The sequence below is a fragment of the Gardnerella sp. KA00390 genome (genome assembly GCF_049244075.1).
Lineage (GTDB): Bacteria > Actinomycetota > Actinomycetes > Actinomycetales > Bifidobacteriaceae > Bifidobacterium > Bifidobacterium vaginale.
The window spans coordinates 1,137,773-1,153,275 of the sequence record NZ_CP058372.1; the positions used below are offsets into that span (position 1 = coordinate 1,137,773).

General features: G+C 38.5%; 11 protein-coding genes. 6 read left to right on the top strand and 5 right to left on the bottom strand.

Annotated elements, in window-relative coordinates:
* Positions 1-106 precede the first annotated feature (106 nt).
* A complete protein-coding gene (locus HXT53_RS04530; protein WP_009994378.1) occupies positions 107-703 on the bottom strand; it encodes a CarD family transcriptional regulator in 597 nt (198 codons plus the stop codon).
* 146 nt (positions 704-849) lie between these two features.
* Here HXT53_RS04530 and glgB point away from each other — a divergent pair, with 146 nt between their 5' ends.
* The 3 genes from glgB to HXT53_RS04545 are packed head-to-tail and all read left to right on the top strand — an operon-like array spanning position 850 to position 5,016.
* On the top strand, positions 850-3,123 hold the full coding sequence (gene glgB / locus HXT53_RS04535) for a 1,4-alpha-glucan branching protein GlgB (protein WP_004117613.1): 2,274 nt from the start codon (positions 850-852) through the stop codon (positions 3,121-3,123).
* A gap of 47 nt (positions 3,124-3,170) precedes the next feature.
* Complete coding sequence (locus HXT53_RS04540) at positions 3,171-3,911, top strand: response regulator transcription factor (RefSeq protein ID WP_421780033.1); 741 nt, start codon at positions 3,171-3,173, stop codon at positions 3,909-3,911.
* On the top strand, positions 3,883-5,016 hold the full coding sequence (locus HXT53_RS04545) for a sensor histidine kinase (protein ID WP_004114833.1): 1,134 nt from the start codon (positions 3,883-3,885) through the stop codon (positions 5,014-5,016). Before HXT53_RS04540 ends, HXT53_RS04545 begins: the two co-directional genes overlap by 29 nt.
* A 7-nt stretch (positions 5,017-5,023) precedes the next feature.
* Here the strand turns inward: HXT53_RS04545 and HXT53_RS04550 are convergent, their stop codons facing one another.
* Entirely contained in the window at positions 5,024-5,809 is a 786-nt protein-coding gene (locus tag HXT53_RS04550) for a ComF family protein (RefSeq protein ID WP_020759464.1), read from the bottom strand.
* Positions 5,810-5,927: 118 nt separating this feature from the next.
* Positions 5,928-6,746 (bottom strand): HAD-IIB family hydrolase, encoded by an 819-nt coding sequence (locus HXT53_RS04555; RefSeq protein ID WP_004113169.1) that lies wholly within the window; start codon positions 6,744-6,746, stop codon positions 5,928-5,930.
* 175 nt (positions 6,747-6,921) lie between these two features.
* Between HXT53_RS04555 and HXT53_RS04560 the strand changes: the two genes are divergently transcribed.
* Complete coding sequence (locus HXT53_RS04560) at positions 6,922-7,350, top strand: metallopeptidase family protein (protein ID WP_004138024.1); 429 nt, start codon at positions 6,922-6,924, stop codon at positions 7,348-7,350.
* Between the two features lie 28 nt (positions 7,351-7,378).
* On the opposite strand, the gene HXT53_RS04565 is transcribed toward HXT53_RS04560, so the two are convergent.
* Positions 7,379-8,980 carry a DUF5719 family protein gene (locus HXT53_RS04565; protein WP_020759466.1) on the bottom strand — a complete coding sequence of 534 codons (1,602 nt, stop codon included), beginning with the start codon at positions 8,978-8,980 and terminating at the stop codon, positions 7,379-7,381.
* Between the two features lie 49 nt (positions 8,981-9,029).
* Entirely contained in the window at positions 9,030-12,329 is a 3,300-nt protein-coding gene (locus tag HXT53_RS04570; protein WP_065189377.1) for a glycosyltransferase family 2 protein, read from the bottom strand.
* 104 nt (positions 12,330-12,433) lie between these two features.
* On the opposite strand from HXT53_RS04570, the gene HXT53_RS04575 reads away from it, so the two are divergent.
* Both HXT53_RS04575 and HXT53_RS04580 read left to right on the top strand, forming a co-directional pair.
* Positions 12,434-13,888, top strand: coding sequence for an LCP family protein (locus HXT53_RS04575; protein ID WP_032836381.1), 1,455 nt, complete (start codon positions 12,434-12,436; stop codon positions 13,886-13,888).
* Positions 13,889-14,029: 141 nt separating this feature from the next.
* On the top strand, positions 14,030-15,415 hold the full coding sequence (locus HXT53_RS04580) for an LCP family protein (protein ID WP_009994387.1): 1,386 nt from the start codon (positions 14,030-14,032) through the stop codon (positions 15,413-15,415).
* The last annotated feature ends 88 nt before the right edge of the window (positions 15,416-15,503 follow it).

A 15,503-nucleotide genomic window follows, 5' to 3' on the forward strand; every position in this document is an offset into this window, starting at 1 on the left:
TATAGGAAGATATAAAAAAATATAAATAAAGAATAAAATTCACCTCCTAAATTTTTATAACTTAGGAGGTGAATTTTTATGTCCTATTTCTTTTTAGTTTTATGTCCTACTTCTTTTTAGATTTTTTAGACCTCTCGGCAAGCAATCTAAGAGTATCTGCAGCAGCTTCTTCTGGAGCTTGAGTATGGTGTTGCTCATCTCCAGGCAGAGGATCAGCATATCCAAGATTCACATTTAACAAGCGTTCTGCCTGCTCTTCGTCAATCTTTTCAGATAATGCAATTTCCGAAATAAGAATACTGCGAGCGCGAGCAAGCATACGCTTTTCTCCTGCAGACAAACCATGTTCGTCTACATCTCGCTGTGATAAATCTCGAACAACTTCTGCAATCTTGTTAACATCGCCAGTAGCGATTTTCTCAACATTAAGCTTGTATCTACGAGACCAATTCATTTCTTTTTCGAGAATAGGAGTGCGTAAAATTTCAAAAACTTTAGCAACTTCTTTTGCGCCTACAATATCTCGAACGCCAACTTTTTTGACATTGTCTACTGGGACATTAATCTCTAAACCATCTGAAGACAATACAACTAAGCGTAAGTATTGCCTAGTAATACCTTTGACAGTGCGTTCACTAATTTCCTCGACTCGAGCCGCACCATGACGAGGATAGACGACCATATCGCCGACTTGATAACCCACAGAACCCTCCGTATGCACAGAAAAACTCATTTCAGTTTTCCATAAGGCAAAGACTTGAGGCTCGAAAAGATATTTTTTTGACTGATTAGTCAAACTTTGCTCAAAACACACAAGACATACGCAAATAATGTTGTATGATAGACAACATGAGTACAGTATCTAACATCAATGAAGATGCAATCGCAATGGCTGTCCGTCAGGACGTGCTTGCTGCGGTCAGCAACGCAGAATACTACAATCCACACGAGGTCCTTGGTGGACATCTCGGAACTGGCAAAGGCGCTGGTACTGCCACGGTTCGCGTATTGCGACCAATGGCCAAGAAGGTAACAATTCTTACTAAGGGCGGAGAATACGAAGCCAAACACGAATACAACGGTATTTTTACTGCTGTTGTTCCTGCCACAAAGCATTCTAAGAGCAAAGAGTGGTCTGTTCCTAGCTATCGTATCCGCACTGTGGAAGTGGATGGAACCGAGTCTGTAGATGATGATCCGTACCGTTACTTGCCTCAGATTGGCGATATGGACATGTATCTGTTTGGCGAAGGCAGACACGAAAGACTTTGGGAAGCACTGGGTGCTCATGTTAAAAGCATTACCGATTCTTGGGGTCTTGTTAGCCCAGAAACAGGCAAGATGGTTAAAAAAGTTACTGGAACTGCTTTTACGGTGTGGGCGCCAAACGCACGCGCTGTAAGAGTTGTTGGCAACTTTAACTATTGGAATGGTCGCCGCCACGCAATGCGTTCTCTTGGATCTAGCGGTATTTGGGAGCTTTTCATTCCAGGAGTAGGTGCAGGCGAAGTTTATAAGTTTGAGATTATGACTCAAGCTGGAAACTGGATTATGAAGGCAGATCCTATGGAGCGCTCTCATGAGCTTCCACCTAATACTGGATCTGTTGTTGTTGATTCCGAATTTAAATGGCACGATAGCGAATGGCTTGAACATCGCGCAAAGACTAATGCTCACGATGGTCCTGTAAGCATCTACGAAGTTCAGGCAAATAGCTGGAATCGCGATTACGATAATTATCGCGAACTTGCAGATCACCTGGTTGATTACGTTCAGCAAGAAGGCTTTACTCACGTTGAGTTTATGCCTCTTACCCAATACCCGTTCTCAGGTTCTTGGGGTTATCAGGTGACTGGTTATTACGCTGTTGACTCTAGGCTTGGAAGCCCAGACGACTTTAAGTACTTAGTAAACAAGCTCCACAAGGCTGGAATTGGTGTGATTATGGATTGGGTTCCAGCACACTTCCCTAAGGATGACTTTGCTTTGGGTAGATTCGACGGCACTGCGCTTTATGAAGACCCAGATCCACTCCGCGGCGAGCACCCAGATTGGGGAACGTACATATTTAACTTTGGCAGACACGAGGTTCGTAACTTCTTGGTTGCTAACGCCTGCTTCTGGCTTAGCGAATATCACGTTGATGCTTTGCGTGTAGACGCTGTGTCTTCTATGCTCTACTTGGATTACAGCCGTGAAGCTGGTCAATGGCGTCCAAACATGTATGGCGGACGCGAAAACCTTGAGGCTATTGACTTTATTAAGGAAGCAAACGCTACTGCATACAAGAATAATCCTGGAATTATGATGATTGCAGAAGAGTCCACTGCATATCAAGGCGTTACTGCTCCTACAGACATGGGCGGCTTAGGCTTTGGCTTAAAGTGGAATATGGGCTGGATGCACGACACTTTGCAATACCTTAAGGAAGAGCCAATTAATCGCCGTTGGCATCACAACGAAATCACATTCTCTATGGTTTACGCATATTCCGAACATTATGTGTTGCCTTTGAGCCACGATGAAGTTGTCTATGGCAAGGGATCTCTTCTTGGAAAGATGCCTGGAGACGAGTGGCAGCAATTTGCTGGCCTTCGTGCGCTTTTGGCATATCAGTGGTCTCACCCAGGAAAGAACCTTCTGTTTATGGGTGGAGAAATCGGCCAGTCTTGCGAATGGAACTTCAACAATTCGCTTAATTGGCATGAGCTTCAATGGCCGTTCCATCAAGGTGTACAAAAGTTGGTAGCAGATCTTAACGCTTTGTATAAGAGTTCTAGAGCATTCTGGAGCCAAGACTTTACGCCAGACGGATTCCAGTGGCTTACTAGCGACGATTCTGATCACAATACTTTAAGCTACATTCGTATTGGTGATAACGGTGAAGAAATTGTTGTGGTTGTTAACTTCTCTGGTCAGGCTTGGCAAGATTACCAAGTGGCATTGCCTAAGGGTGGTCAATGGGAAGAAGTTCTTACAACAGACGACGCTAAGTATTGTGGTTCTGATATTCACAATGGCACATTCACAGCCGCTGCTGAAGAGTATCATTCAAGACCATATTCTGCAAGGATTACTGTTCCAGCGCTTGGAGCTGTATTCCTTAAGCCAGTCAGCAAGTAGTTAGTTGATAATTAATAACTTAAGTTAGGAATCTGAATTAGGTTAAAATGTTGGACACTCCATCAGAAAAAGGTGTTCCTCGAACAATTCTTGTTGTAGAGGATGAGCCAGATTTAGCCACAGCTATTGCGCAACGTATTGTTGCCAGAGGTTGGAAGGCTAGAGTTGTTTCTGATGGAGTGTCTGCTGTTAAAGCTGCTTTAACCTTAAAGCCTGATCTTATAATTATGGACGTCATGCTTCCTGTTATGGACGGCATTGAGGCGACTCGCAGAATAGTATCTAGATACCCTATTCCTGTGCTGATGCTTACAGCTAGAGATGCTGAGTCGGATAAACTGGCTGGATTAAGCGCTGGAGCAGACGATTATGTTACTAAACCGTTTTCTCCTAGAGAACTTATCGCAAGATGTGCTGCTATTTTGAGGAGAGTTGAAAGAGCTACTTTAATCGCAAATAGAGCGCAATATAACGCTCTATTTAAGTTTGGAGATTTGATTATTGACCCTAGACAGAGGCTTGTTACTCTTAACGGTAAAGAAATTCATTTTACTCCTACTGAATTTTCTTTATTGACTACTTTTGCAAAGCGTCCTCATGATGTTTTAAAACGAGAAACACTTTTAGAAGAAGTCTGGGATTGGCCAGATGCTTCTGGAACTAGAACTGTTGATTCACATGTTAAATCTTTAAGACATAAAATTGGTTCTTCTTGGATTCGCACAATACATGGAATAGGTTATGCTTTTGAGCCACCTGATGAAGATTATGACCAAATATTTAACTAGAAATAATAAAAATAACAATAACAATTCTGTTGATAAAGTAGGTAAAGTCGATTCTTTTTCTGAGGTCACTTTGCGATCTGCTTTGCATCCTAATCGTTTTATAGGGTTTTTTGCGTCTTTAAAAGGTGAATTATCTGCGATTATTGTTGTTGCAACAGCTATAGCATTTGTAATGGCTTGGTTTCTTTTAAAAGTTGGGTTAAGCGGATGGATTGCAATGCCTATAACGCTAGCTGTAGCGCTAGGCATAACTTACGCATTTTCCAGAGGATTAACTGCTCCGCTTAGACAAATGCGAGATGCTTCCGAAGCAATGGCAGATGGTGATTATTCCGTGCGAGTTCAGATTGAGAATAGAAAAGACGAGGTTGGAAAATTAACTCTAGCTTTTAACGAAATGGCTGAAGAACTAGAGCATGCTGATAACATGAGGCGTGATCTTATAGCTAATGTAAGCCACGAGCTTAGAACACCTGTTAGTGCATTACAAGCTATGGTAGAAAATCTTGCTGATGGAGTTGTAGAGCCAACACCGTCGAATATGGAGGCTATTCTAAATCAGATTCACAAGTTGGCTGATTTAATCACTTTTCTACTCGATTTATCTAGAGTAGAAGCTGGTGCAGAAAGTCTTGTTATTACAGAGTTCGATTTTAAAGATTTTCTTAACAGTATTGTCGAACCTATAGAAATAGCGGATGCTGGGCATAATCATCATATAAGTCTTAATGTCGAAAATGATATTACGCTTGTTGGGGACAAAAATCGCCTATCGCAATTGTTTACTAATGTGGTTTCTAATTCTATTAAACATTCTGCAGACAATACTAAAATTCTTATAACAGCAAAATCAAATCATGAGAAGAATACTCTAGTTTGTAACGTTATTAATTTTGGAAACCAGATTCCTAAGGAGGATAGGGCTGATATTTTCCGAAAATTTGTTAAGGGAAGCCAAGGTATTGGAACTGAGTCTGGTGGCACAGGATTGGGTTTGTCTATTGCAAGATGGGCTGCACAATTGCATAACGGTACTGTAAAAGTTGTTGATGATAAGCGTGGAGCTAATTTTGAGATTACACTACCGCTTACGTATAACAAATAACGAGTTATTATAATCCGTATAAAACACTTTCCTTTGACCATACTCCTGCTATAGCAAAACACGCGAAAACTGTTATACCACAATCTTTTAATGCTTCAACACAATTTTTCATCGTAGATCCTGTAGTGATAATGTCGTCTAAAAGTATTACTTTGCATCCTTTTGGCACTATTCTTGTGTCTACTAAAAACCCTTTTGTGGTTCGCAAAGATCGTCCCCTACTTCCTTTAACTTGAACTGATTTTACTTTTATTTTGCCCATTTTGATTGCTTTTACAACCCGTGCATTAATACCATATTCTTTAAGATTTTTAGAAACGTATTTAGCAATAGGATCCATGTGTTTTCTTCCGCGTTTTCTTTGCGATTTAGAAGACGATGGAATTGGTACGATAATAAGATTTTCAATAATATTTTCATCGGTATTTTTGCAATTACTTTCATAACTATTTTTATAATCACTAATAACTTTGATTATCAATTGAGAAACCAAATATGAAAAAGGCTTATCGAGAAGTTGATTACTATGATCCTTCCAACACAACAAAGATTTCCTTACAAAACCTACATAAGTTGAGCACGAATAAATATTTCCGCACATTACGCTTATCAAAGGATCCTTATGCCATTCTTTAAACATACTCGTGCAATCATCGCACAAAACGCAATCAGGAAGATCACATCCTGCGCAGCCAACTGGAAGAATAAGATTAACCATGGTTTTAAAAACACTCTTCCAAGAAATGTTAAGAATAAGCCCATTTATTTTATGAGTTAGATTTTTTAAAAGCATAAATCGACGATAAATATTACAAAATGTAATTGCAATAAAATTAAGTCAATGTGGTTAAAGGCTATTTTAAAATTTGAAAATATTTATGGAATTAGAAAATTGTCTAAACATCAGCGCACTAGGAATTAAGATGTTTTAACATTCCAGTGCACAAGTTAAATGTGTCACTAGGATCTTTTACTCTAATAGCCAAAGCTCTAGTTAAAGATGTTGGGTAATCATTACCGCCTTCATACATTCGATCTCCAACAAAAGCCATCTTATTTAAAGGAATATGGCAATAGGAAGAAAGAGCCTTAAGAGCTTGAGCCTTATTATCGCCTTTGCTGACAATATCGACACTAGTAAAACCACCAGCACGCACAGAAAAATCAGGCAAATTTTTAGAAATTTCTTGAGCTAAAGTAGTTTTTAAAATTCCACTAGGATCCCACTGTTTTTTAAATTCAACAGGAGCGAGTTGACCTAAAGCTGAAAAAGTGATTTGCGTACCACGATTCTCTATCTGACTCCCCCAAAGTTTCTCATCTGAATCACACTTCCACAAACCCATTTTTTTAGCACAAGATATAATTACTTCAATAACATGATTTGCATCATCGTCAGAAATATTATGCGAGTAAATGCAGTACAATCTCCCATCCGAAATGCGATAATAGCTTGCTCCATTAGTCGGCATAATGTGTAGATTATCAAGTCTTGTATATGCAGGTAAAACATTTAAAATCTGACTTTTAACTAGTCGCAAGTCACCGCCAGTAATAACAGCAATAGGCAACCTATTTATCAAATCACCAAAAACTGTACGCATTCCACTTGTCATAGGCTTTTTTGAACAAGCAAGAGTATTGTCTAAATCAAAACCAATAAGCGAATACGATACAAGATACTCACAAAGTCCTTGCTCATTCCACTCATGAATATTAGACTCCAACACTTGCCTCCTGTACAAACCTTGCAATTCAAGTATTCCATATTATTAACATATTTACTACAACGTGTCTTGCATGTTTTGCAGACCACTCATTTCACCATCTATTTCACCATCTATTTCACCATCTATTCCACTATGAGTTTGTCAAATTGCCCTAGCATACAAATAAAGTTAAAGCATGACGTCTTTAATATGGGAACAGCGAAGATATAAAAATCGACACGGCAGAGGAATGAGAATGCCAATGTTTGGCACAAGACTACCACGGTACAGAACAGCAAGCGGAATGTTTGACTCAATGGTAGCTGGTCAAATACGAAGACTTAATGGCGCATGGTCTAATCTTACAAAAGGCGTGCAGTTTGCTGTAGAAGACGTTCCACCATCTCAACCAGTACTTTGGGAAAGCAACAAAAGAATAATGTCTCAAGTATTTCCAGCTTCCAAAGGAATACCACCTAGAATCGTATTGTACAGGCTGCCGCTATGCACACATGTTACTAGTCGCGCAGAATTACAATACGCCATTCGAGATGAGATGGTCCAACGACTAGCAGAATTGTATGGCAGAAGACCAGAAGAAATAGACCCAGACTGGGGATTGTAAAGATAATTAAAATAGTTTACTAAATAAACTACTTCACAATAGCAGGATTTGCTCTAACCTTAACACTTATTCTGTTAGGATCAAGTGATTTAGAAGGAATCCAAGCAACTCCTGCAAGTCCCGCGCTATTTACCGTATTATTTTGAATCCTAGAAGCAAAAGATACGCCAGACTTTGATTTAAGCGTAAACATAATTGCTTTAGGATTAATATCTTTTGCATATATTGTTGAAACAGTATAAGGTTTAATATCAACCGCTTTAGAAGATACCTTTATTCCATAAGAATCATAAGCATTTATGGTTACGTGAGAATTATCCACTAAACCATTTGCAATATATAACGAAGTTTCATCTGCAGAAAGCGGAGATACAAAAGCACTATTAGTCATAGGATTAACAGCATTAACAAAAGCAATATCACTCTGACCATCTTTACCGTTTCTTTCAACAGAAGCCATAATAAAAGTCGAGACAGTGCTTTGAGCAAAAATAGCGCCAACTCCCTTAGGAGCATTTCCTAAATCAACAACCTGAACTTGCCTTGCATTAAGATCTACTTCCTTAATGCTTTTCTTTCCTGAATCATCCAGCCAATATAAATCGAGTTTCCCACTTTTATCAGACCAAATATAAGCTTTGACCTGATCTCCATCTGTAATGCCGGGTAAAACAGGTTCCTTAGACGCCGAGCTTGTTGGCTGAATAATATCCACTCCCTTAGAAACAAGTCCTTGAGAGCGAACGACTTTAACAAAAGATGAAACTGGTGCTTGGTCACTTGAAACTTGAATATACAGCCCATTAGTTTTCTCGGCTGCGGCAGAAATGTTAAAAGAAGAGTCACTATGCGCTGGAACAGTAAAAGTACTTCCAGTAGATAGATTCATTTGAGCACCTGATCTACTTGTTGACCACGCTTTAACACTCACAACAGTTGGTTTTGATGAAAGATTAATAGAATTTAATCTTATTGACACACCTTCCGATATTTGCGGAATAATAAAGTTTTGTCGCATTGATGGAGATACGCAAGAAGTAGCAGACAAACCTTTTAAATCCCCATTTGTTGCCCAAGATACACTAGAAGCAACTGATCCAGTACCAGACTGTGCATTAAGAAAATTGCTTTCTAAAATTTGAGCATCTTTGTCTACATTATTTTCAGCAAAATAAGCTTTACTATCATCATCTGAATTAGAAACATTAGTAAAAGATTTATTGACTAAATCTTTAGAATTTCCAGAATCTTTTAAACCATGTACAGAGGACTTATAAACATTGCCAAAGGACGCATATCGCGCAACCGACTTTAAATCACCTTCGGATTCTTGAAACTCACTATCGCCATAATTTGCTACATCTGGCAAAGATACTCTAGTCGGACAAACCGTTTGAAAATTAGTAGAACTTACTTGTTTTTCCACACTTCCATTCGGATAAATAGGATCATCCATAATATGTTTAAACGGAGATGTGTAGGATATTACAACAGCAGTAGAAACTAGTATTGCAGCACTTAAAAGCGACAATAACAATAATTTGAATCTTCTAAAACGAGTAGAAAGATTAACAGAAGCATACTCTTCTGCATGGCGATGACTATTTTTAGAATTCTTATTCGACTTCATTTAAATCTTCCCTGACATATTATTCGTTTAATAAATCATAATCATCTAACTAATCATCTACACGCTCTATTAAATTGCTATTATTAAAACGCGGCAACGCTACTAAGCAATACAATAATAGGACTAAAGCAAAAACAATAAACCAAGGCATTCTCCATGAAAGTGGACGAGAATGGCTATAAATCGATGTTTTTGAAACAGATTTTTTACTGTTATCAACATCAAAACGGCAGTATGTTCCGTGATCAGATGAAACAACAAGTTGAGTACCATCGGAAGCATTAACGTTAGCAATCAGGTTTTCTGTAGCCTCCTTATTAGAAGTACTATCAGAAGACAAGATGGAATTGTTAGCAGATAAGTTAGTTTTAGTTATGGAATCGTTAACAATATAAATTCCACCTATTCCAAGCTGTTTCAGAGTTTCTATAGACTCATCGTCTGCATGAGAAAGAAGCTTAGAAGCTGCATAATATAGTGTGTTTCTGCTAGGAGAATACCCGTAAAGTACATCTCGAACTTGTAATGCTGGAGATAGATCAATAAGATCACCTCGAACAGTTCGCATAAGTGAAATATCTAGCTCACGACTATTTATTGCTTTAATAGCAAGGACTCGATTAGAGTCATTCTTCCTTAAATAGTCAGAAACAACCATTGGTAAACCGTTATCACTTGCATAAACAGAAGTTAAAGGACCACTTGTTATAGCAAATAATCCGAGCAGAATAGCAACAGCAAAAATACCAAAAGCTAAAATTCCTCTAGCAAGATGAATAATCTTACGGAGCATCGCTTTAGCAGAGCGCCTAATAGCAGCACGCTTAGAAACGCGCGTCGTATAATCGTCTGGATTATTATCAATATTTATATTAGATCTTCGCAAAGGCTCAAAACGATGAACAGCTTTACCGGCAACCATGCACATGCAAGCAAGCACACCAAGCGCGCTTAAACATACGCCTGGAAGAACGCTAGAAGATATAGGACCATCAAAATCCGCTGCGATAACGACTCGAGATGCAACTAATGAAAGAGCCATACCACTTACTATCACAACCCACATCATTCTAGAAGTTCTTAAAGCAAATGGAAGAGCAAGAGAAGCTAAAGCCATTAACAAAGCGAGAACAGCAAACACAATCATTATGATTCCGCGAAGCTGCATAATAGGCAAAGATTGGGAAGAAAAATGATTCAAATCAATATTGAAAGCTCTAAGTAAAACATCTAAATAGTTGACAACTCTAGGAGCACCATTGATTTTTTGCGATGGAACAGCCATAGTCGCAAAAAGCTGACGCCACATTCCAGATTCAAAATAGCGAACTACACTACCTAGAGTTGGAAGAAGAACCAACACAGAAGGTATAGGCATAAGCGCTAGCATAAAACGATGTGAACGAACCATTATCAATGATGCTACGAAAATAACAATCATAGGTAGGATAAGCTGAGGGCAAGCTGCAAGAGGAATCATAAAGCATAACGATGCGCATGCAGCACATTGTATAGATGGAACAGGAAGCACTGGATCTTCTGTAACATACATTCCTACAGCGTGGAAAGCAAACGCAAATGCTGCTGGCAAAAACACCATTGTTAGAAGCATTGGTAAGTCGCCTCTAGCGAATATGCCAAATGCCATTGCAATCATTGTCCAACAAATACCAGAACAAACTCTTACAATATCGGAACGAGTAAATACTCCTGCAAGCGCCCAAAAACTTAACAACATTGCTGGAGCTGCAAGGAAGAAAATAACACTTACTGCAGCGATTGTATTGCCACCAAACACAATAGAGGCGAGCATCCAAATAATAAGAAGAGGAGATGGAGGTATTGCAGAGGCAAAACCATCATCTGGAATATAAGATCCGATTGCAGAATTAAAAAGTTGATTAAAACTAGAGCCAGTTGGAAGCAATTGGCTTGAATAAAGCGAGGATCCAGAAAAAATCTTACTAATAGGAGCACCATAAAGAAGCATAACAGCCGCAAACACAAGCAAAGAAGCAAAAATAGCAGCACTCCAACGAAGTAAAATTCGCTTATGCAAATGTCGTCTTGCAAGCGGACTTAAAATAACTCCCTTTTTTTGAGTTTTAAAAGCAACAGTCTTGTCTTTCCAACGTGTAATTTGGCTACGACTTGCTATAAGGGACGAAAGCCTCTTCAAAGACACTTTCGCCACTCTAGATACTCTTCTTCTAGCAAAAATAGCTCTAGGAAATTGCGCTAATGCTATCCACGGGAGTATAAGGTGCATGAATGCCACATATGGTTGCTTAGCAAACAAAGACTGCAAGGCGCGAATTAATGACATAGGCAGGCTACACAACCAAACAATTGGCCACATAATCACACGAATATCCGTGTACAAATATCTTTGTTTTGCCATAATCGAATATGCAGAACCGTAGCAAATACTAGATTTTTCAACAGGTCTTTCTTCTCCACTTCGAGTGCGGATTCCATCAAAACGCGCTCTTCTATGCGCTATGCGAGCTTTTGGCACAACAACTACTCGCCCACCGCTTAAAATAACTCGCCTACAAAAATCGTTAGACTCTTCAAACGTTGTTAACCAAGGTTGAGTCCCTCGCATCGTTTGCCATGCGCTAAGAGAAACAAGAGCACCAGCCAAAGAAACAGAATAAACATCTCCACGAAAATCATACTGCTCCTGATCTGGTTCACCTTCTACAGTAAGAGAATGCACTCTATGTTTCCATGCATACATGCCAACATTGTGCAAAATCTTACCCTGCCAATCCACTTGTTTTGCACCTAGAATACAAGCTGTTGGTGTATTTCTCCATGTTTCTCTTAAAGCTTCAAGACACTTGTTATCGCAAGGTTTTGAATCGTCGTGAAGAAGCCACAAGGATTTAATGCCTTGCAATGGTAAAAGTTTTCTCAAAGATTTTTCTACCGCATCGCCAAAAGATTTTGCAGATTTAATAGGTATAACAATAATCTTTATCTTTGCGTAAGATTCCTGTATATAACCCTGATTGTTGTTAGAAAAATCACCACCATAATTACTAACAAAATCTGCGCTAGAAATTAGACCAGATAATGTTGTTGGTTCTATTTGAACATTAAAAGATGTTACAGATTCTTTTTCTACTCTATTAGCACAATCAGCTACAACAATAGTTCCTGGAAGAACAGTTTGATTGATTAAAGCTTGCAAAGTGTCTTCATAAAACCGCGTATCTCTCTCAACACTCATTATTGAAATAATCGACGAATCAACTTCACGCGGTTGCTTGCGATTTAAAGCTGAAAAAACGTGTAAAACATTATTTTCAAACGTATCAGTCTCAGCGGTTAATGAATCCATACATAATAGTGTACGCAAGGGGTATGTATTATGCATGTTTAGATAATTCTCAATAGAATGCACTATAATAATGGCTCATATGTGTGTTTACGAAAGAAGGAAGCATGGCAGCCTCTCGCTATGAACAAGACCGCCGGTACCAAACTAACTATTGGGACTCCTCAGCTCCACATCATAGCTTAAGCAATCATATTTTATATAATTCTCGTAAATTAATTTCTATTGTTATTGTTGCCATTCTAGCCTTCTTTTCTACAATCATAGCAGCTGTTTGGCTTGATTTTTCGTCTACAATACAATCTCGTGTTGTTAACATGATTACAAAAGATGGCAAAAAAGTTCAAGCAGTAGACCCTAACGCTGGTAAAACAATCAACATTCTTGTTCTTGGTCAAGATACTCGAGAAGGCAGAAACCGTGCTTTTCAGGGCGGTGGCGAAGATGAAAATCATCAATCAGATACGGCGATGATTGTTCAAATCAGCGCAGACAGATCCTATATAAATATTGTTTCTATTCCAAGAGACTCAATGGTTAAAGCAGCATCATGCAATACGACTAATGGAAAAATTCCTTCCAGGCGCAAAGTGATGTTCAATTCTATTTTTGCTCTTGGGTACGCTAAAGGCGGCGATTTAGCATCGGCAGCATCGTGCACTCTTGCAACAGTAAATGAAATTACTGGATTAGATATAACTAATTTCATTGTTGCAGACTTTAGTGGTCTAAGCGACATGATTAACGCAATAGGCGGCGTAAATTTGTGTATTCCAGTAGATACTAAAGATTACTACACTGGAGTTAATTTAAAGCACGGATTACAGCATTTAGATGGTGTTCAAGCAACACAGTATGCAAGAATGAGGCATGATACTGCAAGCGACGGCTCAGATATTATGCGAACTACGCGTCAACAATATCTACTAAAACAGCTTATTCATCAAGCATTGTCTAAAAACTTGTTCACACAATCTGGTCAGCTATATCAGCTTGCAAAATCTGCTCTAAAATCGCTTAATATAAGCGAAGGATTAGCAAATCCCGCAACACTGGTTGGATTAGCAACAAGCCTTCACAAGTTAAATACTTCTAATATTTATGCACAAACAATACCGATTACAGCTGATCCAGCTGACGAGAATCGTGTTATTCTTGACGACAGTGCAGAAGACGTTTGGGAATTGATGAGAGAAAATAAACCACTTACTAAGCATCTTGCCTCTAAGCAAAGTAAGTCTGAAAAATCTACAAAGAAAAATTCTAAAGAAGATAAAAAATCAACTTCTAAAGATTCCAATGTCTCAAATGACGATTCGGATAATACGAACAGTACAGGTTCCTACGATTCTACAAATAGCGGACCAGCAGGAAAACTTAGCGCTATTAATCCAAAAACTGGATTAGCTAAAGACGAATTAGGCAGACTAATAGACCCAAATAGTGGAGGCATAGTGGATCCAAATGATGGAACAATAAGAGATCCAAATACTGGGCATTACATGGGTATTGCAGATAAATACTTAAATAACACTATTTGCGCAGTTCCAAAAGGGAAATAATAAGAAAGATAGAAAATATATTTTCGACACTACTTTATAACCACAATGCTTTATAATGCCATTGTTAGTTATTGCATTGAGTTAATACGATTAGAAATTATTAATTAGCAAACACATACGAGTTATGCTACAGGAGGATAAATGAGCCAGCAACGTCCAGAAGACGCTTCAGGGAATCAGAATAATCCTCCTAGTTTTGCACCATCTAATCGTAGAAAAAATAAGAATGGCTCTTACTCACACAATACAAGCGCAAATAATGGAAATGCAATACCGAGTTTTCCTCCTAAACAGAATCACAAATTTAAAGAAATAGAAAACCAAAACTCACAAATAAACCAAAAAGCACCATCTTTTGCACCAACATCGCGCAAAAACGGCAACACAAGTCATCCAAAAATATCGAATATAACACCATCAATTAATGTGCAACCGATTAGCACAGCATATTCAAATTCCGAATCGTATATGATTTCACCTGAGTCTTATATAGGAACGTCTAATAAAATCTTTGAAAAACCAGACGATGTAGAATCAATTGATAATCCTGCTAATAACCCTATAGGTTATAGAAAAAAACATCATTTCTTAAAATATTTAACTTTATTGTTAGTAACGCTCTTAATTATTGTAGGAGTGTGTGGAGCGTTATCTTGGAACTGGGTTGATTCACAAATAAAACGCGAACCATGGTTGACTAATACAGAAGACACTCAAGAAACAACATGGCTTATTCTAGGATCAGACCAGAGAGAAGGCGAAGAGGCTAAAGAGATAACAGGCTTTAGAACAGACACTATTCTTGTACTAACAAAACCTGTAAGCGGACACAGCTCTTTAATATCAATTCCAAGAGATTCGCTTGTTTCAATAAATGGTCAGCAAATGAAAATAAACACTGTTGCGCAAGATATTGGAAAACGAGCCTTAACAAAAACAGTCGAAAAAATAACTGGTCACAAAATAGATCATGTAGCAGAAATAAAATTCGAAGGACTTACAAAAGTTGTAAATTCTTTGGGCGGAATAGATTTATGCTATAACCGTACTGTAAATGATGCATACAGTGGTCTTAATTGGACAGCTGGATGCCATAGCGTAGACGGAACAGTTGCTCTAGCTTTTTCCAGAATGAGATACGCGGATCCACAATCCGACTTTGGTAGAGCAGCAAGACAACGCATGGTGATAAGCGCAATAATGAAAAAAGCATTATCTAGCAGCACACTTACAAATTTTGGGACCGTAAAAGGATTTGCAAAAGCATCTCTCGATTCAGCAATGTTAGACGAAAACACAAATCCTGGAACACTACTAAACATGGGGCTTGCGTTTAAAGAAGCTACAGGAAAAGATGGTGTAACGGGAACAGTTTATTGGACAAACCCTGATTATGAGGTTTACGGAGTCGGATCATCAGTATTGTTAGACGACGCCAAGAATATTGAATTATTCAACCAGTTATCTGCAGGAACACATGCTCCTGGAAGCGTAGGAACACTTGCAGAATTAATGAATCAACAATAATACGAATACGATTAACACAATTAACACGATTAACACAAAAAGTTTTATCGTATTTAAACCTTTAACCACACTGCTGCATTTTCCTTGC